General features: G+C 73.1%; 24 protein-coding genes. 15 read left to right on the top strand and 9 right to left on the bottom strand.

The genetic code is table 11. The annotated features are described in order from the left end of the window. The first annotated feature begins 31 nt into the window (after positions 1-31). Positions 32-742, top strand: a complete 711-nt coding sequence (locus tag FOF52_RS02560) for a PadR family transcriptional regulator (protein ID WP_248592226.1) — start codon at positions 32-34, stop codon at positions 740-742. Positions 743-766: 24 nt separating this feature from the next. Here the strand turns inward: FOF52_RS02560 and FOF52_RS02555 are convergent, their stop codons facing one another. Beyond that, on the bottom strand, positions 767-1,342 hold the full coding sequence (locus FOF52_RS02555) for a hypothetical protein (protein ID WP_248592225.1): 576 nt from the start codon (positions 1,340-1,342) through the stop codon (positions 767-769). Positions 1,343-2,045: 703 nt separating this feature from the next. Here FOF52_RS02555 and FOF52_RS02550 point away from each other — a divergent pair. From FOF52_RS02550 to FOF52_RS02530, 5 genes are read left to right on the top strand one after another with little or no spacing between them, the layout of a single operon-like run. Beyond that, the gene (locus tag FOF52_RS02550; protein WP_248592224.1) at positions 2,046-2,189 is read left to right on the top strand and encodes a keywimysin-related RiPP; all 144 of its coding nucleotides are present in this window, start codon (positions 2,046-2,048) and stop codon (positions 2,187-2,189) included. Between the two features lie 37 nt (positions 2,190-2,226). After that, positions 2,227-4,062 carry an asparagine synthase-related protein gene (locus tag FOF52_RS02545; protein ID WP_248592223.1) on the top strand — a complete coding sequence of 612 codons (1,836 nt, stop codon included), beginning with the start codon at positions 2,227-2,229 and terminating at the stop codon, positions 4,060-4,062. After that, the gene (locus FOF52_RS02540) at positions 4,043-4,315 is read left to right on the top strand and encodes a lasso peptide biosynthesis PqqD family chaperone (protein WP_248592222.1); all 273 of its coding nucleotides are present in this window, start codon (positions 4,043-4,045) and stop codon (positions 4,313-4,315) included. Before FOF52_RS02545 ends, FOF52_RS02540 begins: the two co-directional genes overlap by 20 nt. Further along, positions 4,312-4,728 (top strand): lasso peptide biosynthesis B2 protein, encoded by a 417-nt coding sequence (locus FOF52_RS02535; protein WP_248592221.1) that lies wholly within the window; start codon positions 4,312-4,314, stop codon positions 4,726-4,728. The genes FOF52_RS02540 and FOF52_RS02535 overlap by 4 nt, the downstream gene beginning before the upstream one ends. A gap of 7 nt (positions 4,729-4,735) precedes the next feature. Then, positions 4,736-6,472 (top strand): ABC transporter ATP-binding protein, encoded by a 1,737-nt coding sequence (locus FOF52_RS02530; protein WP_248592220.1) that lies wholly within the window; start codon positions 4,736-4,738, stop codon positions 6,470-6,472. On the opposite strand, the gene FOF52_RS02525 is transcribed toward FOF52_RS02530, so the two are convergent. The 3 genes from FOF52_RS02525 to FOF52_RS02515 all read right to left on the bottom strand — a co-directional run bounded on the left by FOF52_RS02525 (position 6,433) and on the right by FOF52_RS02515 (position 9,573). Continuing rightward, positions 6,433-7,347 carry a serine/threonine-protein kinase gene (locus FOF52_RS02525; protein WP_248592219.1) on the bottom strand — a complete coding sequence of 305 codons (915 nt, stop codon included), beginning with the start codon at positions 7,345-7,347 and terminating at the stop codon, positions 6,433-6,435. The genes FOF52_RS02530 and FOF52_RS02525 overlap by 40 nt on opposite strands. A gap of 124 nt (positions 7,348-7,471) precedes the next feature. Then, entirely contained in the window at positions 7,472-8,290 is an 819-nt protein-coding gene (locus tag FOF52_RS02520) for an NAD-dependent epimerase/dehydratase family protein (RefSeq protein ID WP_248592218.1), read from the bottom strand. Further along, the gene (locus tag FOF52_RS02515; protein WP_248592217.1) at positions 8,287-9,573 is read right to left on the bottom strand and encodes an MFS transporter; all 1,287 of its coding nucleotides are present in this window, start codon (positions 9,571-9,573) and stop codon (positions 8,287-8,289) included. Before FOF52_RS02515 ends, FOF52_RS02520 begins: the two co-directional genes overlap by 4 nt. Before the next feature lie 244 nt (positions 9,574-9,817). Between FOF52_RS02515 and FOF52_RS02510 the strand changes: the two genes are divergently transcribed. Then, positions 9,818-10,615: a MerR family transcriptional regulator gene (locus FOF52_RS02510; RefSeq protein ID WP_248592216.1), complete on the top strand. Its 798-nt coding sequence runs from the start codon at positions 9,818-9,820 to the stop codon at positions 10,613-10,615. Beyond that, on the top strand, positions 10,612-11,280 hold the full coding sequence (locus FOF52_RS02505; RefSeq protein ID WP_248592215.1) for a GyrI-like domain-containing protein: 669 nt from the start codon (positions 10,612-10,614) through the stop codon (positions 11,278-11,280). Before FOF52_RS02510 ends, FOF52_RS02505 begins: the two co-directional genes overlap by 4 nt. On the opposite strand, the gene FOF52_RS02500 is transcribed toward FOF52_RS02505, so the two are convergent. After that, a complete protein-coding gene (locus FOF52_RS02500) occupies positions 11,249-11,911 on the bottom strand; it encodes a PaaI family thioesterase (protein ID WP_248592214.1) in 663 nt (220 codons plus the stop codon). The genes FOF52_RS02505 and FOF52_RS02500 overlap by 32 nt on opposite strands. A 151-nt stretch (positions 11,912-12,062) precedes the next feature. After that, positions 12,063-12,503, bottom strand: a complete 441-nt coding sequence (locus FOF52_RS02495; protein WP_248592213.1) for a GNAT family N-acetyltransferase — start codon at positions 12,501-12,503, stop codon at positions 12,063-12,065. A 61-nt stretch (positions 12,504-12,564) separates the two neighbouring features. Between FOF52_RS02495 and FOF52_RS02490 the strand changes: the two genes are divergently transcribed. After that, the gene (locus FOF52_RS02490; protein WP_248592212.1) at positions 12,565-13,287 is read left to right on the top strand and encodes an AzlC family ABC transporter permease; all 723 of its coding nucleotides are present in this window, start codon (positions 12,565-12,567) and stop codon (positions 13,285-13,287) included. Continuing rightward, positions 13,284-13,598, top strand: a complete 315-nt coding sequence (locus FOF52_RS02485) for an AzlD domain-containing protein (RefSeq protein WP_248592211.1) — start codon at positions 13,284-13,286, stop codon at positions 13,596-13,598. Before FOF52_RS02490 ends, FOF52_RS02485 begins: the two co-directional genes overlap by 4 nt. 78 nt (positions 13,599-13,676) lie before the next feature. Here FOF52_RS02485 and FOF52_RS02480 read toward each other — a convergent pair whose 3' ends face one another. Both FOF52_RS02480 and FOF52_RS02475 read right to left on the bottom strand, forming a co-directional pair. Further along, the gene (locus tag FOF52_RS02480) at positions 13,677-13,883 is read right to left on the bottom strand and encodes a hypothetical protein (protein WP_248592210.1); all 207 of its coding nucleotides are present in this window, start codon (positions 13,881-13,883) and stop codon (positions 13,677-13,679) included. Between the two features lie 428 nt (positions 13,884-14,311). Then, positions 14,312-15,277 (bottom strand): hypothetical protein, encoded by a 966-nt coding sequence (locus tag FOF52_RS02475; protein WP_248592209.1) that lies wholly within the window; start codon positions 15,275-15,277, stop codon positions 14,312-14,314. A gap of 291 nt (positions 15,278-15,568) precedes the next feature. On the opposite strand from FOF52_RS02475, the gene FOF52_RS02470 reads away from it, so the two are divergent. Then, complete coding sequence (locus tag FOF52_RS02470; RefSeq protein ID WP_248592208.1) at positions 15,569-16,075, top strand: DinB family protein; 507 nt, start codon at positions 15,569-15,571, stop codon at positions 16,073-16,075. Between the two features lie 105 nt (positions 16,076-16,180). After that, entirely contained in the window at positions 16,181-16,897 is a 717-nt protein-coding gene (locus FOF52_RS02465) for a DUF5710 domain-containing protein (protein WP_248592207.1), read from the top strand. Positions 16,898-16,943: 46 nt separating this feature from the next. Here FOF52_RS02465 and FOF52_RS02460 read toward each other — a convergent pair whose 3' ends face one another. Beyond that, positions 16,944-17,717, bottom strand: coding sequence for an SAM-dependent methyltransferase (locus FOF52_RS02460; RefSeq protein WP_248593731.1), 774 nt, complete (start codon positions 17,715-17,717; stop codon positions 16,944-16,946). Positions 17,718-18,287: 570 nt separating this feature from the next. Between FOF52_RS02460 and FOF52_RS02455 the strand changes: the two genes are divergently transcribed. The 3 genes from FOF52_RS02455 to FOF52_RS02445 all read left to right on the top strand — a co-directional run bounded on the left by FOF52_RS02455 (position 18,288) and on the right by FOF52_RS02445 (position 20,099). Then, on the top strand, positions 18,288-18,587 hold the full coding sequence (locus FOF52_RS02455; RefSeq protein WP_248592206.1) for an NIPSNAP family protein: 300 nt from the start codon (positions 18,288-18,290) through the stop codon (positions 18,585-18,587). Positions 18,588-18,800: 213 nt separating this feature from the next. Continuing rightward, a complete protein-coding gene (locus tag FOF52_RS02450; protein ID WP_248592205.1) occupies positions 18,801-19,334 on the top strand; it encodes a UTRA domain-containing protein in 534 nt (177 codons plus the stop codon). A 3-nt stretch (positions 19,335-19,337) separates the two neighbouring features. Next, positions 19,338-20,099 (top strand): GntR family transcriptional regulator, encoded by a 762-nt coding sequence (locus FOF52_RS02445; RefSeq protein WP_248592204.1) that lies wholly within the window; start codon positions 19,338-19,340, stop codon positions 20,097-20,099. Positions 20,100-20,167 lie beyond the last annotated feature (68 nt).

Genomic DNA, 20,167 nt, shown 5'->3' with positions numbered 1-20,167 from the left:
ATACTGTCGCAAGTGTTCCGAAGGAGGGACGATGGTCACCGCAGCGATGCCCTGGGACTGGAGGCGCGGCCCCCGCCGCGTCGGTCGCCGCACCTGGCTCTTCGCGCAGTGGGCGGGCGGGGGCGGTCCGCACCGCCGTAGCGGGTTCGGGCCCCCGGTGCCGCCCCCGCCGCCGAACGGACCGTGGGGGATGCCCCCCGCCGGGCCGTTCGGCGCCCACCACGGCCCGTTCGGCCTCTTCGGCGGCCGTCGCGGCGGCCGCGGTCCGCGCGCCCGGCGCGGCGACGTGCGCACCGGAATCCTGCTGCTGCTGGCGGAGAAACCGATGAGCGGCTACGAGATCATCAAGGAGGGCCGGGAGCGCAGCAACGGCGCGTGGCGGCCCAGCCCCGGCTCCGTCTACCCGATGCTGCAGCAGCTGGAGGACGAGGGCCTGGTCGCCCCCGCCGCCGGCGGGGAGGGGCGCCGCCGCCCCTACGAACTGACCGAGGAGGGGCACGCCCACGTCGCCGAGCACGCCGCGGAGCTGACCCCGCCCTGGGAGAGCGCCGCCCGGGAGTACGAGGAGGAGCACGCCCAGCACGCCGAGCTCGCCTCCCTGGCCGCACAGCTGGCGGCGGCCGCGGCCCAGGTCTCCCACGTGGGCACCGCCGAGCAGGTCGAGCGGGCCAAGCGGTTGCTGGCCGAGGCGCGCAGGGGCGTGTACCGCATCCTCGCCGAGGACGAGGACGGGGCCCGGTGACCGGGCGCGGCCCCGTGCCCCGGTTCAGTCCCGGCCGGGGCGGCCCCCGCTCCCGGCGGCCGCCCCGGTCCGGGCGGACTCCTCCGCCCCGTCGTCCGGCTCCGCCTGCCACAGGGTGAGCGCCTCGAACAGTCCGTACTGCAGGACCGCGCTGAAGGGCCACAGCAGCAGCGCGCTGTGCGCCCGCAGGGCCAGCCCGGTGCGGACGACGTCGCCGGGGCCGGCCAGCAGGAGGGCGTCGTCCGCGGCGCGCAGGTCGAGTCCGACGCCCACGCCCCAGGCGACGAGGGAGCCCGCCGCGGTTCCGGCGGCGACCCCCAGCAGTGTGGGCAGCCGCAGGTCCAGGCGGTGCCGGTGGGATACCCGCTGCTGGACGAGATAGCAGACGTAGCCGACGGCGAGCCCGGCGACCAGCATCATGAGCGAGTAGTGGCCGTCGACGGCGAACCAGGTCTGGGAGAGCGGGTAGTAGGCGAGTCCCCGGGAGGTGACGGTCGCCTCGGGGCGTGGGGCGATCAGCCACCACAGCAGTCCCAGCGGCAGTCCGAGCAGTGTGATGCCGCCGAAGACCACCGTTCCCACGGCGAGTTTACGCCCCATGACCGGCCCACCCGTTCACCCTCGGTCGTTGTGCCCACCAGAGGGTATCCCCTGCCGGGACGGCTCCCCGCCGCACCGGCCCGGCGGGAGCGGGACGCCCCGAAAAGAAATCAAATTTTGAACCAAAATTCAGCGGCCGCTCACCGCGACTTTCCCGGGACGCTCCCCTTCCCCCGCTCCGCATCTCCCGAAAACTCCCGCCGACACCCTTCGCCCACCCACCTACCGGGTGGTCTATTCGTATTGCGAATCGTCCTCGGTCAGCCGTTCCGGCTCCGCCCTCCCCCCGTCGCCGCCCCTTCCTCCACCGCAGCCGCCCACTCCCGTTCCCAGCAGCGCCGAAGCGAATAACGGGACCGGTCGGGACGCTTCCCGGAGCACTCCCGCCCCCCGGAGGCGGCCGCCCGGCGACGGGGCCACTCCTCCGACCTCCCGCGGCCGACCGCCCCCCGAAAGGCCGCCACCGCCCCTCCCGACCTCTCGACACCTCCGCAAAGACACCGTTCCCACCAGCGAGAACACGTCCCTTTACCACTCTTGCGCACCACAATCCACCCCCTCTTTTATGTCACCATTCGTCTTACCAATCCTTTCTTCTCGCACCTGTTGCCATACGCATCGGAATCCCCTAGCCTTTGTGCCGCATGCCGGCAGTTACCCAGAGCGCTCACCCAGATACCCCTTTCAGGAGGAGAGGCAGATCATGCAGGAAAAGAAGCCGACGCAGCGCAAGAAGTACACCGCCCCGCAGATCGCCAAGGCCGGCGGCTTCAAGGAGTCCACCGGCTGGTACACCGCGAATTCGGGCGTCGAGATCTACCTCATCTTCCCCCGCTGGCTCCGCTAGTCGCCCGTCTGCACGCAACATCGTTTCCGGAGGGTCCGTGGTCGGTCGTATCAGCCCCTACTTCGCCGTTTTCCCCGACGAGGACGCTCTCGGGCGTGCGGCCGACCGCCTTCCGGCAGCGCAGTGCCTGGCCACCCACCGCTCGGGACGCCCCTGGATCGTGGGCTCCCTCCCCGACGACCAGTTCCTGCTGGTCGAAGCCGGGGAACGGCGCCTCGCCGTGATCGGACGCTGCGCGGTCGGGCCCGAGCGGCTGCGCGCCGAGCTTGAGCGGCTCGACGGCCTGGCCGGGCTCGACCGGGTCGCGCACGCCCTGCCGGGCAGCTTCCACCTCGTCGCGGTGGTGGGCGACCGGATGCGCGTGCAGGGCAGTGCCTCGGGACTGCGCCGGGTCTTCCACGCCCGGGTCGGAGCGGCCCGCGTCGCCGCGGACCGCTCCGACGTCCTGGCCGGCCTGTCCGGCGTCTCCCCCGACCCCGACGTCCTGGCCCTGCGGCTGTTCAACGGCCTGCCGCACCCGCTCACCGAGACGTCCGTGTGGCCCGGCGTCGACCCCGTTCCCGCGTGGCACTACCTCGACCTCGGCCTGCACGGCGGCGACCACCGGGTGGTCCGGTGGTGGCGGCCCCCCGAACCGGAGCTGGACATCGCGGCCGGGGCCCCGCTGCTGCGCGCGGCCCTGACCGACGCCGTGGACGCGCGCACCCACGGCGGACAGGTGGTCAGCGCCGACCTGTCCGGCGGCCTCGACTCCACCCCGCTGTGCGCGCTGGCCTCCTCCGGTCCCGCGAAGGTCGTCGCCCTGACCCTCAGCAGCGACCTGGACACCGACGACGACCTGCACTGGGCGAGGATCGCCCTGCGCTCCTTCCCCTCGGTCGACCACGTCGTGTTCTCCACCCGGGACCTCCCCGACTTCTACGCCGGTCTCGACGGGGAGGAGCTGCCTCTGCTGGACGAGCCGTCGGTGGCCGTCCTGAGCGCCCCGCGGGTGCTGGGCCGACTGCGGCTGGCCCACCGGCACGGCGCCCGCCTGCACATGGACGGCCTGGGCGGCGACCAGCTGCTGTGCGGGACCCCCACCCTCTACCACGACCTGCTGCGCAGCCGTCCGCTCACCGCGCTGCGGCTGGTCCGCGGCCACCGCCTGCTGCTGGGCCTGCCCCTGTCGGAGACCGTCTCCTCCCTGGCCGACCGCCGCGACCTGCGCGCGTGGTTCGCCGCCACCCGACGCCTCGTGGCCACCGGGGAGGCGCCCCGCAACGCCCTGTTCGGCTGGGACTCACTGCCCAGCTGCGGCCCCTGGCTGACCGCCGAGGCCAGGGAGCGCGTCCTGGCCCGCTTCGACGCGGCGGCCGAGACGCTGGAGCCGCTCGCCCCCACCCGCGGCCGCCACGCCGACCTGGCCACGGTCCGCTCCACAGGCCGCGACCTGCGGCTGATCCACCAGATGAGCGTCGACGGCCTGCCGAGCGCGGAGTCGCCCTTCCTCGACGACCGGGTCGTGGAGGCCTGCCTGCGGGTGCGCCCCGAGGGGCGGTCGACCCCGTTCGAGTTCAAACCCCTCATGAAGGCGGCCGTGTCCGACCTCCTCCCCGAGGAGTTCCTGCACCGCCGCTCCAAGACCGACGGGACTCCGCTCGCCGCGGAGGGGTTCGCCGAACAGCGTGACCGAATAGTTCAGATATGGCGGGAGTCCCGGCTCGCGGAACTGGGCCTGATCGACCCGGAGCCGCTGGTGGAGCAGGTCATGCGGCCGTACTCGTTCCACGGGCCGAACTGGGGGATGGAACTGACCCTCACCGTCGAGTTGTGGCTGCGTTCCCGCGAACGAGTCCTACAGGGAGCAAACGGTGGAGACAACAGGAGCTGAGTTCCGGCTGCGCCCGGACGTCTCGGCGGCCGAGACCGACTACGGCATGGTGCTGCTGGACGGCCGCAGCGGCGAGTACTGGGAGCTCAACGACACCGCGGCGCAGATCGTCCAGCGGCTGCTGGACGGGCAGGCGCCCGCCGACGTCGCCCAGTTCCTGGTCGGCGAGTACGAGGTGGAGCAGGCCACCGCCGAACGCGACGTCGCCGCGCTCGTCACCGGCCTGCTGGAGAGCGGGATGGTCCTGCGATGAGCGAGAACGTGGTGCTGCAGCGCAGCGACGTCCGGCTCACCGTGCGGGAGAAGTGGGCCGCGCGCTGCGCGGTGGGACTGGCCCGGCTGCTGGAGCGCAGGTCCCCCGAGCGCATCAGCGCGACCCTGCGGCGCATCCGGGGCTCGGCGCGCCCCGCGACCTACGCGGAGGCCAAGGCCGCCCGCGACGCGGTGCTCGCGGTGAGCCTGCGCTGCTCCGGCCTGGGGGCATGCCTGCAGCGCTCCCTGGCCGTGGCGCTGCTGTGCCGGATGCGCGGCACCTGGGCGGTCTGGTGCGTGGGGGTGCCCCGGCGTCCGCCGTTCGCCGGACACGCCTGGGTGGAGGCCGAGGGCCGCCTGGTCGAGGAGGGAGTCGGTTACGACTACTTCAGCCGCCTGATCACCGTGGACTGACCCCGCCGTGTCCTCCTCCCCTCCCCGTTCCCTGCGGCTGCTGGCCGCGCACCTGTGGCCGCACCGCAGGGCCGTCGGCTGCGGCGCGCTGCTGGGCCTGCTCGGCGGCGTCGGCACACTCGCCGAGCCCCTGGCCGCCATGGCCGTCGTGGACGCGCTCGCCGACGGCTCCCCGCTGGGCGGGCTGCTGGCCCTGCTCACCGCCCTGGTGGTCGGCGGGGCGCTGGTCGCCGGGCTGAGCTCCTACGTGCTGCAGCGCACCGCCGAGAGCATGGTCGCCGCGGCCCGCGACCGCCTGGTCTCCCACATCCTGCTGCTACGCGTCCCCGAACTGGACCGGCTCAAGCCCGGCGACCTGCTGTCCCGGGTCACCTCCGACACCGCCCACATCCGGTCGGCCGCCGGCCAGGCGCTGGTCGACTCCGGCAGCGCCCTGCTCGTGGCGGTCGGCTCGATCGTGCTGATGGCCTGGATCGACCTGCCGCTGCTGCTGGTCTGCCTGGCGGTGATCGCGGTGATCGGCGCGGGCTCGGTGCTGCTGATGCCGCCGATCCGCCGGGCCAACGAACGCTCCCAGCGGGCGGTGGGCGAGGTCGGCGCGCTCCTGGAACGCTCCCTGGGCGCGTTCCGCACGCTCAAGGCCAGCGGGGCCGAGCAGCGCGAGACCGTCTCGGCCCGGGCCGCGGTGCGGCGCGCCTGGCGCGACGGGGTGCGCGCCGCCGCGTGGACGGCGGCCACCCACGTCGCCGGGGTCGTGACCTCCCAGGCGGCGTTCCTGGTGGTGCTGGGCGTGGGCGGTGCCCGTGTGGCCACGGGCGCGCTCGACGTCTCCGGACTGATCGCGTTCCTGCTCTACCTGATGCGGCTGACCGGCTTCGTCGTGCAGTTGGCGCAGGGCGTCAGCGGACTGCAGAGCGGGCTGGCCGCGATGCGCCGCATCGACGAGGTGGAGCGGCTGCCGGTGGAGCGGCGCGGAGCGGCCCCCCGGCGCGGCGCCCAAGCTCCCGCTCCGGCGTCGGTGTCCTTCACCGGGGTGTCGTTCCGCTACCGCGACGACGCGCCCCCGGTGCTGCGGGACGTGACGCTGGACGTGCCCGCCGGAGGGCTGACCGCGCTGGTCGGCCCCTCCGGTGCGGGCAAGACCACACTGTTCTCCCTGGTGGAACGGTTCTACGACCCCGCGGAGGGCACGGTCTCGCTCGACGGCGTCGACGTGCGTGACCTGCCGCTGGCGCACCTGCGGTCCATGATCGGCTACGTGGAGCAGGACGCCCCCATCCTCTCGGGCACCCTGCGCGACAACCTCTGCTACGCCGCTCCCGACGCCGACGAGGCGGAGGTGCGCCGCGTCGTGGCGCTGACCCGGCTGACCGCCCTGGTGGAGCGGCTGCCCGACGGGCTGGACACCGAGGTCGGCCACCGCGGGACCACCCTGTCGGGAGGCGAGCGCCAGCGGGTGGCGGTCGCCCGGGCCCTGCTGCGCCGTCCCCGCCTGCTGCTGCTGGACGAGGCCACCTCGCAGTTGGACGCGGCCAACGAGACGGCGCTGCGCGAGGTGATCGCCGACGTCGCGCGGACCACCACGGTCATGGTCATTGCGCACCGGCTGTCGACGGTGGTCGACGCCGACCAGATCGCGGTCGTCGAGGGCGGCCGGGTCCGGGCGGTGGGCCGCCACGCCGACCTGCTGCGCTGCGACGACCTCTACCGGGAGCTGATCCAGGCCCAACTGCTGGACGCCTGAGGCGGCCGGCGCCGCGGGCCGGCGAGTCCGCCGATCGCCTCGGCCAGCTCCGCCGACGCGGGCCGGCGGTCGGGGTCGGTGTGCAGTGCCGCCTCCACCCAGGGGCGCAGGAGGCCGGGGGTGCCGTGCAGGTCGGCCTCGCCGTTGAGGACCCGCGCCGCGGTCTGCCGCAGCGTGCCCGCCCCGAAGGGACGCCGCCCGGTCGCGGCGTAGGCGACCAGCCCGCCCCAGGCGAAGACGTCGGCGGCGGGGCCGGGAACGCGGTCGTGGAACTGCTCGGGGCTGATCCATCCGGGAGACCCCAGGATCTCCCCGGAGCCGGCGTCGAGGTCCTCGTCGCACCTGCGGGCGATGCCGAAGTCGATGATCCGGGGACCGTCCCCGGCCAGCAGCACGTTGCCGGGTTTGAGGTCGCGGTGCACGATGCCGCCGCGGTGCACGGCCGCGATCGCCTCGGCCAGTCCGGCGGCGAACTCCAGCAGCGCCACCCCGGCCAGCGGCCCCTCGGCGTCGACATGGCCGCCGACGGTGGGGCCCGCGATGTAGTGCATGGCCAGCCAGGGCCGTGCCGCACCGACGTCGGCGTCGAGCAGCGGGGCGGTGTACTCGCCGGCCACCGTGCCGAGCAGGGCGACCTCCCGGGCGAACCGCTTCCGGCAGGCCGCGTCGGCGGCGACCGCGGGGTGCAGGACCTTGACCGCCGTCCACCGCCCCGCGGGGTCGAGTGCGGCGTAGACCGCCGCGGCACCTCCGGTTCCGATCCGTTCGACGATCCGGTGTCCTCCGACCTGCGTCGGCTCCTCGGGTTCGTCTGCGCCGTCCGCGCCTTCCACCAGGGTGTAGGGAACCGTGCCCAGCTCACCGGAAACCACCATGAAAGTCCCCCCGAACGCAAAGCAGTCAGGTGCTCACCTACCGGCCGCCACTTCCCAAACCGCCCACTGTTCTCACACGCGCGCTCGGAGAAAACCGGCAAACACTCGGTGGAGGGTCAAACGGTCACGTTCCGCCCCCACAGCGCAGGCGGTCGGCGTCCAGGTGGGGGCCGCAGAAGTTCCCGCCGACGGTGGGGCCCTCGGGGTCCAGCTCCTCGGCGGGGACGCCGGCCTCCCACTCGGGGGCGAACACCTCGGCGTCGTCGCGCGGCGTGTACCCCAGCGAGCGGGCCTCGTCCAGGGACCACCAGCGCCGGGTGTTGTCGGAGACGCCCCACACCACGCGGAATCCGGGGGCGGGGGCGCTCAGGCAGGACTCCACCAGGTTCGCGCAGTCGTCGGGGGACAGCCAGGTGCCCAGGCCGTGCCGGCCGAGCGGGCGCGGACCGCAGTAGCCGATGCGCAGGCACACGACGTCCATGCCGTAGCGGTCGGCGTACAGGCTGCCCAGCGCCTCCAGGGTGACCTTGCTGACCCCGTAGTAGGTGTCGGGGCGGGGGAACAGGTAGTCGGGCGCGGTCCCGGCGGAACGGGGGTGGAATCCCACGGCGTGGTTGGAACTGGCCAGCACCAGTCGCGTGACCCCGGCGCGCCGGGCCGCCTCCAGCACGACGTAGCCGCCGTGGATGTTGGTGTGCAGGATCTCCTCCCAGGCCGCCTCGGTGCTGCGGGCGGCCAGGTGGACCACGGCGTCCACCCCGTCCATCGCCTCGGTCACGGCGTCCAGGTCGGTGGCGTCGCCGGTGACGACCTCCACTCCCGGGCCCGGTTCGAGGGGGCGCCGGTCGTGCAGCCGCAGGACACGTCCGGGGCGGGTCATCCGGGGGCGCAGCAGGGTGCCGATCCGGCCCCCCGCGCCGGTGAGGAGGATGCGTTCGGTCACGTGGCTTCCTTCCGGACTGTGCCCAGCAGGGCGAACACCGCCCACCCGAGCACCGGGGCGGTGAGTGCGGCGGCGACCGCGTTGAGGCCGCCGTACCCCAGGTGCGCCAGCAGAATCCCGGAGAGGGCTCCGCTGGCGGCCCCGCTCGCGTTCATCAGCAGGTCGGACAGCCCTTGCACGGCGGGACGCCGTTCGGGCGGCAGCGACTCGGCCAGCAGCGCGGAACCGGAGACCAGTCCGAGGGACCAGCCCACCCCCAGCAGGACCAGACCGACGGTGATCATCGCGGTGCCGTGGCCGGCCAGGCCGGACACGGCCGCGGCGGCGAGCAGGACCCCCTGGCCGGCCAGCAGCACGGGAACCCGGCCGAGGCGGTCGGCGAGCCAGCCCACCAGCGGGGACAGCGCGTACATGCCCGCGACGTGCAGGCTGATGGTGAGGCCGACGGTGGTGAGGTCGGCCCCGCCGCGCTCCATGTGCACCGGCGTCATGGTCATCACCATGATCATGACGGCCTGCCCGCTGGCGACCGCGACCAGCGCCAGCACGGCCCGCGGCGCCCCCCTCAGCGCGGCCAGCGCGCCGGACCGTGGGCCGCGCGCGGCCGCGGCGGGAGCGGGGGAAGGGGCGAGGGCGCGGGCGGTCAGCAGCGGGTCGGGGCGCATCAGGGCGAGGATCAGCAGGCCCGCGACCGTGAACGCGGCCACGGAGATGGCGAAGACGCCCAGCAGCGGACGCAGGCCGAGCCATCCGGCGACGACCGCTCCCGGTTCGGTGAGGTTGGGGCCGAGGACGGAGCCGATCGTGGTGGCCCACACCACGACCGACAGGTCACGGCCCCGGGTGCGGTCGGCGGCCAGGTCGGCGGCGGCGTACCGGGACTGCAGGTTGACGGCTCCCCCGGCGCCGAACAGGACCATGCCGAGCAGGAAGACGGAAAACAGTCCGGCTTGCGCGCCGGCCACGGCGACGGCCCCGCCTCCGGCCGCGAACAGCCAGCCCGCGCCGAGGGTGACGCGCCGGCCCCGGCGGGCCGCCGCTCCGGCCAGCGGCAGCGCGAACACCGCCGCCCCCAGGGTGAACATGGTGGTGGCCGTTCCGGCCCAGGCCTCGGTCCCGGTGATGTCCCGGGCGACGATTCCGCCGACCGTCAGCGAGGCCCCCACCCCGATTCCGCCGACGGCCTGGGCGGCCACCAGCACGGTCAGGACCCGCCGTTGGATCCCGCGGACCCGGGAGTCGGCGGGAGCGGTCCCACCCGCCCGCTCTCCTGTCTGCGTCATCAACCACCACCCGGGGCTCCCGTGGGATTTCGTCCCACCTCCTGTGTCGGCGGTCAGAGCCTAGTGCCCCCGCCCGCCCGGGACGAGCGGTTCTCCTCCGGGGCGGGCGCGCCCCGGCCCGCACCGGAACGGCCGTCCCGCCGCCCCTGTCGGCCCTGGCGCACGACACGCCGCGGCGGTGCGCCGTGCGCCCCGGGGCCGCGGCACTGGACTCTCCCACGAGGGGAGGGGGCAGGATGGCCTCATGTCCGAAGAGCTGATGTCGATCGGCGCCTTCGCCCGGCTGTGCCGGTTGAGCGTCAAGCGGCTGCGCCACTACGACGAACTGGGGCTGCTGCCGCCCCGGCACGTCGACCCCGCCACCGGCTACCGGTACTACGGTCGCGACCAGGTCCGCGACGCGATGACCATCGCCCTGCTGCGCGGGTTCGACATCCCGCTCCCGGTGATCACCCGGGTCCTCGCCAGCGACCGGGACGCCCGGGAGGCCGCGCTGCGCGCCGAGCAGCGCCGGCTGGAGGAGCGCATGGCGGCCCAGCGGCGGGCCTGGCAGGCGCTGGAGCGGCTGGTGAGCGACGGCCTGCTGCACCAGGAGGTCGCGCTGTCCCGGGAACCCGCCCGGCGCCTGCTCGTCAGCGCGGCCGAGTGCGCGCCGGAGGAGATCGGCGCGGCCGTGAGCCGCTGCGTCGCCCAGGTGACGTCGGCCGCGGCGGACCTCTCCTGGACCCCGCCGCTGTGGGGGTGTTTCCCCGTCGACCTGCGGGAGCGGATGACCGTGGCCGCCGGGGTGGAGGCGCCGACCGCCGCCCCGGTCCCCGGCACCCGGGTGGAGCACCTGCCGCCCGGGCTCGCCGCGACCGCGGTGCACACCGGCCCCTACGAACAGCTGACCCTGACCTACCAGGCGGTGTTCGCCTGGATCCACGAGCGCGCGCTGCGCCCCCGCGGCACGGTCTACGAGGCGTACCTGGACGATCCCGCGACGAGCGACCCGGCCCGGCTGCGGACCCGGATCGTCGTCCCACTGCACGAGGAGGAGTGACATTGACCACCGTGCCGAGGACCGACTTCAAGAAGCAGTACCGGAACCTGTACTCGGCCACCGCGGCCCCCGCGGTCGTGGACGTGCCCCCGCTGCGGTTCCTCGCGGTCGACGGGGTCGGCGACCCCTCGGGGCCGGCCTACCGCAGGGCCGTCGAGGCGCTGTACGCGACCTCCTACGCGCTGCGGTTCGCGTTGAAGCACGACGCGGTGGTGGAGTACCCCGTCATGCCCCTGGAGGGGCTGTGGTGGGCCCCGGGACGCCACGACCTGCCCATGGAGGACCGGGACGCGTGGCACTGGACCATGATGATCATGCAGCCGCCCCAGGCGGACGCCGGACGGGTCGCCGACGCCCTGGCCGTGGCGGCCCGCAGGAGGCCCTCCACCGCCGTGGACCGGGTCGAGTTGCGGGAGTTCGCCGAGGGCCCCAGCGTCCAGGTCCTGCACACCGGACCGTACGCGCAGGAGTGGCCCGCGGTCGAGCGGCTGCTGTCCTTCGCCGACGCGCACGGCTACCGGATCTGCGGCCGGCACCACGAGATCTACCTGTCGAACCCGGCGCGGACGGCGCCGGAGCGACTGCGCACCATCCTGCGCTACGCGGTCACCGGACCCGGTGCGGCTCCCTCCGCTACGCCGGGGGAGCCTCCAGCTGCACCATGATCGCGCTGCCCTCGGCGGTGACCTTCCCGTCGCAGCGGATCTCCCCGGAGACGAACACCTTGCGGCGCTCCACGCCGGTGATGCGGGAGGAGACGGTCAGCGGGGTGTTGAGGGGGGTGGGCCGGCGGTAGTCGACGGTGAGGTTGCCGGTCATGCAGACGCGGCCGAAGACCGCGGTGGCCTCGCCGAGCACCTGGTCGAGCAGGGCCGCGACCCATCCGCCGTGCACGAATCCGGGCGGCCCCTCGTAGAAGCTGTCGAGGGTGACCTCGCCGTACAGGCCGTCGTCCGTCGCGCGCAGGTTCCGCAGCGGCGCGACCGGGTTGGCCGGGCCGCTCACCACGTTGGCGAGCGTGTTGTAGTCGACGCGGCCGCCCTCCCAGGTCTGGCGCACCATGGCGCCGACGGGGCGGCGCCGGGCGCCGAGGCGTTCGGTGAGCTCGTCGACCGTGCGGCTCGCGGCGGCCAGTTCGGCGGGGTCGGCGTCGGTGTGCGCGACGGCGTCGACCAGTTCGCGCACCCGGTCGACCAGGGTCAGCAGCTCGGCGGGAAGCTCGTGGGGGTCGACCACGGTGAACCCGTAGTCGGCCGGGTTGGGCAGCTCCGCGATCGGGTGTGCATCGACCGTCATGGGAATGTCGTCAGCCCTTCGTGAAGATCAACTCGGCGCGGGGTGCCGCGACCACCCGAAATGTTACTTGTCAGTAAGTGGACGGGCCACCTCGACCGCCGGAAAACCGAGCGAAATTCGGGTTATCTTGGCCACGCTGCCCGGCCCCGCGTCACCCGCCGCGCCGCGCCAACTCCTTGCGCATGCTCCGGTGCGCGATGCCCGCCTCCTCGAACTCCGGCCCGTAGGCGGTGTACCCCAGGCGCTCGTAGAACCCCAGCGCGTGGGTCTGGGCGTGCAGCTCCACCGCGACCAGCCCCCGCCGCACGGCCCGCTCCTCGATGGCGGCCACCAGCGCCGCCCCCACGCCCGCCCCGCGGAACCGGCGCAGCACCGCCAGCCGCCCCAGCACCCCCTCGTCACCGTGGACGACCAGCCGCCCGGTCCCCGCCGGGACACCGTCCCGCAGTGCCAGGAAGTGGTCGGCCACGGCGTCGCGCTCGTCCCACTCCTCCTCGACGGGCACGCCCTGCTCGGCGACGAAGACCGCGCCCCGCAGGACGAAGACCGCCGCACGCTCCCGCTCACTCCGGGCCACAACGATGTCCAGCACGCCACGACGATAGTCCGGTCCGCTTCCCGATCGGGACAGCGGATCGGCTAGGTTCGCTGACGTGAACCGTCCAGCCCTGCTTCCCCGTCTGTCCTCCCTGGCCCGCAGGCCGCCCGTCCGTGACGGATTCGGTGTGGGCCTCGCCGTCGGATTCTCCGGACTCGCCTTCGGCACCACCGCGGTCACCTCCGGCCTGTCGGTGGCGCAGGCGTGCGTGCTCAGCCTGGTGGCGTTCACCGGGGCCTCCCAGTTCGCCCTGGTCGGCGTGGTCGCGGGCGGCGGCAACCTCATCGCGGGGGCGGTGGGCGCGCTGCTGCTCGGCTTCCGCAACACGCTCTACGGGCTGCGGCTGAGCGAACTGCTCGGCTGGCGCGGCCCCGGGCGGGCGCTCGCCGCGCAGGGGGTGATCGACGAGACCACCGCGGTGGCGCTGGCCCAGCACGGACGCTCGGACGTCCGCGCGGGGTTCACCACCACCTTCGTCACCCTGTTCGTCCTGTGGAACGCCACCACGCTGCTCGGCGCGGTCGCCACCGAGAGCATCGGCGACCCCACCACGTTCGGCCTGGACGTGGTGGGTCCGGCGACCTTCCTGGCCCTGCTGTGGCCGCGGCTGAAAGAGGGCGGCCGCACCCTGGTCGTGGCGCTGCTGGGCGCGGCGATCGCGCTGGCCGCCACCCCGCTGCTGCCGCCGGGCGTGCCGGTGCTGCTGGCGTCGATCGCGGCCCTGGTCGCGCTGGGCGAGGACGGGGAGAAGACCGGGTCGGAGGGGAGCGGGGCGTGATGCTGTGGCTCGCCGTCCTGGTCACCGGACTCGGCTGCTACCTGCTCAAGTACGCGGGCCTGGCCGCTCCGCGCGCCCTGCTGGAACGACCGCTGGTGCGCCGTTTCGCGACGGCGGTCCCGGTGGCGCTGCTGGCCGCGCTCATCGCCCTGCAGAGCGTGGCCGAGGGCAACCACCTGGTCGTCGACCTGCCCCGGCTGGGCGGTATGGCCGCCGCGGTGGTGGCCCTGCTGCTGCGTGCTCCCTTCCTGCTGGTGCTCGTGGTGGCCGCGGCGACCACGGCGGGCCTGCGGGCGCTCGGAGTGGGCTGAGCGGGCCGCGCCGACCGATACCGGAGCCCGGAGGTCCGCCCCGCCGGGCTCGCCGCGGACCCGTCTCCCCGGCGGACGTCACCCCAGGTTCTCCTGGTAGAGCTCGAACGCCCGGAGCACCGCCTCCGGGGCGGCGTGCTCCTCGGTCTCGCCCGCCAGCAGACCGTCCAGGTCCCCCACCTCCACAGCGGTCAGCAGCTCCCCCCGGACCGCTGTCTCACCGCTGTCGACGACGTAGACGGCCTGACCGCCGCCCCCACCGATTTCCTCGTCTCTGTCAGGCATGGTGAGCTTTACCGCTTTCCCTCTCGGTGGCTCTCGCCCGGAGAGCAAAAATTTTTCAGAGAGTAACAGCGCCAATCCCGAGAGACAACAGCAGAAAACGAATATCGTCCTTTTTCCCACCCTTCACCCGGCGAATTCGGCCCGCGGTACGGAACGGCCCGGACCGTCTCCGGGAGGGGGCGCACCGCGCTGTCCCGGCAGGGTTCCCGCTCTACGGGTTCCCGGGGCGGCCGAGGCGGCCACCGGGAGATTCCATTGCGTTCCGCGTGCCCGGTGCGCCTCTGCGATTTCCGCTCCCGCGGCCGGAGCGCGTCCCTTGGCGGCGACCGGCGGCGGAACGGAGCCACCGCGGGAATCCGTTTCGTCCGCGGCCGGGACGAAGCCGTGGAAACGGCGGCGGCCCCGAAGGGGAACCGCTCCGCCGCCGCCTACTCGCGGCGGGGCGGACCGACCTCGCGGCGCAGTTCGGCCCGTTCGATGTCGGTGGCGGCCCAGATGTATCCGGCCAGGGCGGCCAGCTCCTCCTGCGTGGCGCCGCGCCAGACGACCTGGACCCGGGTCGACAGGGCGAGGTCCAGGTAGAGGGTGGGGCCGTTGCGGGGGTCGCGCAGCAGGACGAACCCGTCGTCCCTGAGGGCCTCGTCCCCCTCCCCCACCTCGATCTCGTCCCACGACCACCAGTCCGCCGCCTCGGGACGGTAGGCGTACAGGGTGAGCGGCTCCGCGTCCGCCCTCTTGACGTGGCGGTACTCCACCAGCACCTCTCCCTGGTCCGGGGACGCCTCGACCTCCGCCAGGTCCCAGTCGGGGTGGCGCAGCACCGGGATGGCGGCGTGCCGGTCGAACTCGGCGCGCGGCGCGATCCGCGTCACCGTGCCGCCCAGGCCCACTCCCCCGGCGAGCACGGCGAGGGCGAGTACGGCGACGGCCGCCGTCACCGCCCTGCGGCCGCGCAGCCCGGTCGCGACCAGGCAGACCAGCGCGCCGGAGAGTGCGGCGAGTCCCATCGACCACCACAGGACGCCGACCGGACCGTACAGCGCCCCCTGAGCCGCCGCGTGTCCCACCGGGACCACCAGGGCGAGCGAGGCGGTCGCGGCGGCGCGCCGGACGCCGAGGCCGTGCAGGGTCCGTGCCAGCACCGCCCACAGCCCCAGCAGGGTCAGGAGCCCGGCCAGGCCGAGGGCGGCGGTGGCGCCGGGGGCCAGCATGGTGTGCCCGCCCGGCCGCAGCAGGTCGACCGGTGCGGCGACGGCCGCCACCGCCGCCACCGCCATCACCGCGGAGGCGACGGCGAACAGCAGCGCCCCCAGGACGCGATGCCACCACACCACCGGCGGGGGTTCACCGATGTCGGTCGCAGGGCCGGGGCGTTCGGACAGGGAAGCGGTCATGGGTTCGCAGTCCAGTCGTCTAATCTGATGATTGGGAGCGCTCCCACAATCTAGACCACTCCGGTTGGGAACAGTACGCGCTCACCCCGTCCCCGAGTGTGATGTTCACTGCAGTCCCCATCCCGGAGCGGGCATCCGCCCCTCCGCACAGCGGAGACAGCACCAATAATCCGTTCACATACTGCAATATTACCTTTATGGCGTAGATCTGTCGTTGTGAACCGTTCTGCGCAGACCGCCGATTCGGGCCTCCCCCTCTCCTCTCCGGGAGTGCGGGAGTAGTCTCGCCGCGTGACGAACACCGAACCGCGCGGCGACGTACGCCCGCCGAAGATCCGCGCCGACGAGCGGACCACCCTGCTCGCCTTCCTCGACTACCTGCGCGAGTCGATCTCCCTGAAACTGGCGGGACTGACCGAGGAGCAGGCCCGCACCCCGGGAGTGCCGTCCGGCACCAGCCTGCTGTGGCTCGTCAAGCACCTGGCGGCGGTGGAGCACGACTGGTTCGCCTGGGCCTACGCCGGGGACGCGGGTCCGCAGCGCCACCCCGGGCTCCGGGTCACCGGCGAGGACACCGTGGAAAGCGTGCTGGCCGCCTACCGCGAGGCGGCGCGGCGCTCCACCGAGATCGCGCTGGCCTGCGACGGCCTGGACCGCCCCGGTGTGCGGTCGCTGCGGGAGCACGAGCCCGCGCCGTCACTGCGCTGGGTGCTGGTCCACCTGGTGGAGGAGACCGCCCGCCACTCCGGCCACGCCGACATCCTGCGGGAGCGGATCGACGGCGCGGTGGGACGGTAGCCGGCCCTCCGGCGAAGCGGTTCCCCGGCGCGGGGTCCCGGTTCCCCGGTGCGCCGGCACCGGAAACAATGGACACGCCGGGAGGCCCGGCGGAGGAGGACACCCATGACCGCCCGACGGATCTGGCTGGACGTGCCGTTCGCGGAGAAGGACGAGGCCAAGGCGGCGGGCGCGCGCTGGGACGCGGCCGCGAAGCGGTGGTACGCGCCCCGGCCGGGCATGGCCGCGCTGCAGCGGTGGGCCGCCGCCCCCGAGGTGCCCGATCTGCTGCCCGGGGAGGACCGGTCGCTGGGGTCGGGGCTCTTCGTCGACCTGGTGCCCAGCACCTGCTGGTTCACCAACGTCCGCTCGTGCGTGGACGCCCGCGACTGGGAGCGGCTGCGGCGGATGGTGACCCGCCGGGCGCAGCGGCGCTGCGAGATCTGCGGGGCACCGGAGGACCGCACGGTGCGGCGGTGGCTGGAGGCGCACGAGCGCTGGGTCTACGACGAACGGTCCCGCGTGCAGACGCTGCGCCGCCTGATCTGCCTGTGCACCGACTGCCACACCGTCACCCACTTCGGCTACGCGCAGGTGCGCGGCCTGGGCGCACGGGCGCTCGCGCACCTGCGGGAGGTCACCGGCATGACCGAGGCGCAGGCCCGCCGCCACGTCGAGGACGCTTTCGCCGTGTGGGAGGCGCGGTCACAGGTGGTGTGGACGCTGGACCTGAGCATGCTCACCGACGCCGGCATCCGCCTGGCCCCGCCGCCGGAGGCGGTCGAGCGCGCGGCGGTCGCCGAGCGGCGGCTGCGTGCGGAGCACGGGACGGGCCGGTGGTGAGTCCTCTCCTGTGTCCTGTGCCCCGCTGTCTGTGGAGAGTGACCCGTCAGGGCTTGCGCAGGACGCCGCCGAGCTCCCAGATCTTCTTGCCCTCCGCCGCGCGGCCGACGTAGGGCCGCAGCGGGGCGGGGACGGGGCTGAGCGGCGGCTGGTCGGGGTCGGGCCGCCACTGGGAGACGTCGACGATGCCGGGGTCGACGGGCTCCAGGCCGGCGACGAACGCGTGCAGTTCCTCCGGGCGGCGCACCCGCCCCCACGGTCCCAGGGCGAGCATCTCCTCGGTGAAGGCGTCCCCCGCCGCCACGTCGTCGCTGCACAGGTGGGAGACGGCGAGGTGGCTGCCGGACGGCACCGCGTCCAGCATGGTCCGCAGCACTCCGCCGGGGTCGGCGCTGTCCGGCAGGCAGTGCAGCACGGAGAAGTACAGCAGGGCGACCGGCTGGTCGAAGTCGATGAGGGAGCGCAGGTCCTCGTGGGCGAGGATCTCCTCGGGTTGGGCCATGTCGGCCGTGATCACCGTGGTGGTGTCGTTGTCGGCGAGGAGTGCGCGCCCGTGCGTCAGCACGATGGGGTCGATGTCGACGTAGACGACGCTGGCGTCCGGCTGGAACTCCTGGGCGACCTGGTGCACGTTGTTCCGGGTGGGCATGCCGCTGCCCATGTCGATGAACTGGCGGATCCCGGCGTCGCGGGCCAGGTACCGCACGGCCCGGTAGAGGAAGAGGCGGTTCTCCCGGGCGACGTCGAGCATTTCGGGCGAGGTCCGGGCCAGGAGGAGCGCGGCCTGCCGGTCGACCTCGAAGTTGTCCTTGCCCCCCATCCCGTAGTCGTAGATGCGCGCGACGGTGGGCTGGTCGGTGCGGATGTCGGGGGGAAAGGACGAAGCCGATGAGGACACCTGGCGCACACTCCTCGCGGGGGACTGTCACTAGTTCGCGGGCGTAACGATACTAATCGCTGAGGGAAAGCTCGACGGCCCTTTTGCCGGAACCGATTCGCGACCGTTGAGTGCCTCCGGGGGGAATGTGCCGGGGATGACTTTTGTGGACATCTGACGTGTTTCCTGCGAAAGGGCTGGGTGTGCGGGGTACGGCGCACTCGGGCGGCGGGCGGGGCCCTCTCCGGCCCCGCCCCACCCCCGCGCGGTGGCCGGTTCCGGCCACCCGGCTCCTCCCCCGACGGGGCTGGACGGGGGCGTGCGCCGTTCCCCCACAGTGATCTTGTCCCCAGAGCCAACTGACACGTCGTTCATGGCCCTGGCGCCATCACGGATCGGGGCCCGCAAGAACGTGGACCGCACAGCGGAACGGGCGGCGCAGTGGGCGGCACGCGGGTTACAGTGACGCACACAGCCAGCAGGCGCTCCCCCGTCGAGAATGGAGTCGGTTCCATGGCCGGTACGGTCGAACACCGCGTCTACACGGTCCGTGAAGGACTGCTGGACGAATGGGTACGGCGCTGGCGCGAGGAAATCGTCCCGCTGCGCCTGGAACTCGGGTTCACCATCGGGGGAGCGTGGGTCGACCGGGAGAACAACCGGTTCATCTGGACGCTCGGCTACGACGGGCCCGAGGGCTTCGCCGAGGCCAACCGCCGCTACTGGGCCTCCCCCGAACGCGCGGCGATGCAGCTCGACCCCGAGGACTACCTGGTCTCCACCGAGAAGACCGTGGTCACCCGGGTCTACTGACCTTCCGAACTGCTTGATCTTGTTCCCAGAGTCAACCGACACGTCGATCATGGCCCTGGCGCCATCACGGAGACGCATGCGGAGCTTTCCGTTCCCTCCCACAACCGACGCCACCGGGACCGGAGTCGTCCAGGTTCCGGTGCTGCGGGCCGAACACAGGGGGAGGCGGTGCTTGCTACCGTGTCACCACAACCAGCACACCGGGGAGGAAACGTGGATCTGTCGCGTGTGAACGACGACTCCGTGGACTACGTGACTCCCCGTGCCAGGGGAATGGCTGACCCGTGGTCGGCACAGGGTGGTGGAAAGACTTCGCAACGTCTGGCCGAGGTGGCCGAGGTCCCCGCTCCCAGGCCGGTAGCCGAGGCGTTTGCTCTTGCGGAGGGCAGCCCGGTCGTACTGCGCCGCCGGACCATGCTGTTCGACGGTCGACCGGTGGAGTTGACCCACTCCTACTACCCGGTACCGATCGCGTCGGGCACTGGCCTGGCCGAACCGCGCAAGATCCCCGGGGGCGCGCCCACACTGCTGGCCCGACTGGGATATCCACCCCACGAGGTGATCGAAGATGTCAGTGTCCGCCCGGCCACGGCTGCCGAGGCCGCCGAACTGGAGATCGCGGAAGGGCACCCCGTACTCGTCCTGTTTCGGGTCACCCGCACCTCCGACGGCACCCCTTTCGAGGTGTCAGTGATGGTTATGCGTCCGGAAGGCCGCCATCTGCGCTACCGGATCGTGGTGGGCTGAACGGTGGCGCGTAAGAAGGACTCCCGTCCCCGACACCAGCAGATCGCGGCCGAACTCCGCGCCGCCATCATGTCCGGGGTGCTGGCCCCCGGCCAGCGGTTGCCCACCACACAGGAACTGGCATCGCGCTACCAGGTGACCGGGCAGACCGTGCAGCGCACCCTGAAGGTCCTCAAAGAGGAGGGGTTCATCGTCGGCCGGGCCGGGGTCGGAGTGTATGTGCGGGACGAGACACCTCTGACTCTTCAGCCTGCCTCCTACTTCCCTCCGGCCGGTGAGCAGCAGCCCTACCGGTGGATCAGTGAGGCGGAGCGCCGCTCCCAGCGAGGCTCCACACGCCTGGTCACCGTGGGTGAGGCCGTTCCTCCGCCCGAGGTGGCTCGGGAGTTGGGAATCGAGGCGGGGCAGCGTGCGGCACTGCGCCACCAGGTGCTGCTTCTGGACGACGAACCCGCCGAACTGGTGTGGAACTACTTTCCGATGGAGATCGCGCGCGGCACCCCCCTGCTGGAGAGGAAGAAGATCCGCGGCGGCTCCCCGCGCCTCCTCGCCGACCTGGGGTATCCGGCGCGCGAACACGTCGACCGGGTGTCTGCCCGCTTGGCCACCACCGAGGAGTTCGAGGCACTGGAACTGCCCGACGACGTCCCCGTGTTGCGTACTCTGCGCACTGTCTACACCGACCGGGCCCGCCCCGTCGAGGTGTCCATCCTCATCAAGGGCGCCCACCGGTACGAACTGCTGTACCGGGACGTCATCGGGTAACCACCGGAACACCTGTACTTGGCGGGGGGAACACAATCTTTACCTTGATTGCTTAATCATCAAAGAAG

It is taken from the genome of Thermobifida alba, assembly GCF_023208015.1.
Classification (GTDB): Bacteria; Actinomycetota; Actinomycetes; order Streptosporangiales; family Streptosporangiaceae; genus Thermobifida; species Thermobifida alba.
This window is presented reverse-complemented; position numbering and strand designations above follow the sequence as displayed.